This window comes from Anaerobranca gottschalkii DSM 13577, from assembly GCF_900111575.1.
Taxonomy (GTDB): domain Bacteria; phylum Bacillota; class Proteinivoracia; order Proteinivoracales; family Proteinivoracaceae; genus Anaerobranca; species Anaerobranca gottschalkii.
On record NZ_FOIF01000107.1, the window covers coordinates 1 to 1403 of the forward strand.

The window sequence follows — 1403 nt, forward strand, 5'->3', positions numbered from 1 at the left end:
CTTTTTTAAAATCTCATTTATAATGAGTTAGATTTTCTATGCTCTTTTTTTGATAAATATAAAAACTTAATTATGCAATTTCCTCAAATTAATAAACAAGACAATCAAAATAATATTAGATCTACCTGAAGCAAGTAAGACACCTTTTAATTTCTTTATTCTGTCGTTTTCTTCCTCACTGCTAAATGTAGTTCCCCTATCGAATAGCTTATCAATAAAATCATTTAAATCCCCACTGTTGAATTCCTCTAATTCAACGTATTTTAATTTGTTTATCTTTTTCAAAAGCCACCATTGAAATACCAATGTTAGTATAAAGACAGTTCCAATTACTCCAATCAACAAATAAAAATAAAGGCCATAGAAAATTGATACTAAGTGGACAGAAATAGCAAAGATTCTTAATCCAAATTCGATGAATGCTATAGTCCTTAGTTTTAAAATCCTTTGCCTTACTGTATCTTCTAAAAAAATAGAGGAAAAAACTAGTGCTGATAGTAATAAAACATACAATACCCAGTCATCACCAAAGTAATAGATAACAATGTGATGAAAAGCAATTAAAGCAAAAAATATTATGTTGACAATCATTAAAATCTTCATTTTCTTATTCAATATACTCATTCCTTTATTCATTTTTTGCATTACATAGATCTTGCCAATTTTCGAAAATGTAAAGTAGTGCTCTGAGTCACTAACGTTAAACATTGCAGCCCTCAAAATGTTCCAATCTTACCCCCAAAAATGCCATTTAAGTCATCGGGAGACCGTTGCCTTAATATAACCCACTGCAGCCAAAGCAGGAGGTTTTGAATATAGGGTTTGTTTAGAGAGTAAACCATATTGGTATGAATAAAGTTACATTTTTTGAATTATTAGCTATTAATAATATTATTATACTTAGTATTATCCCAATAGTTATTGCACCAAATAAAAGTAATTTGTTCGATTTTGGTACTTCTTTAAAATTAATTTTACTTTTAGAATCTGAGAGCTTAAAAAATAATAATCCTATAACTATTGTTAAAATAGAAAAGATAGGACTAAAATTTCTACTAAGAGAAAAAGAAGAACTAAATAAACCTATCCCTAAAAACATAAAACCTAAAATATCGTAAAATGATTTTTTAAATAAATTCAACCTTCTACAACCTCCTAACTAATCTAAGGTCTAGACAAAATAAACCCCAACTAATTGCTTGATAAACTCTATCTTTATCTGTGCTCAATTTACATGCTGCCCAAGTTAAATGCCAGATAAGGTTATTAATTTTATTGAAATCAATAAAATTAATCAAATATTTCAATAAAATTATTTATCAGTCAACACAGCCTAAGCTATGTTTACTCTGATTGGGTGTAACCCCACACCCTCTATCCCCTCCGAAAATACATTGGGGAAT

The 1403-nt window shown here is 28.5% G+C and carries 2 protein-coding genes; one reads left to right on the forward strand and one right to left on the reverse strand.

The features are described 5' to 3' along the window. Positions 1–66 precede the first annotated feature (66 nt). Complete coding sequence (locus BMX60_RS11820) at positions 67–708, reverse strand: hypothetical protein (RefSeq protein WP_091351630.1); 642 nt, start codon at positions 706–708, stop codon at positions 67–69. Between the two features lie 140 nt (positions 709–848). On the opposite strand from BMX60_RS11820, the gene BMX60_RS11825 reads away from it, so the two are divergent. Next, positions 849–1118 (forward strand): hypothetical protein, encoded by a 270-nt coding sequence (locus BMX60_RS11825; RefSeq protein ID WP_091351631.1) that lies wholly within the window; start codon positions 849–851, stop codon positions 1116–1118. Positions 1119–1403: the final 285 nt, after the last annotated feature.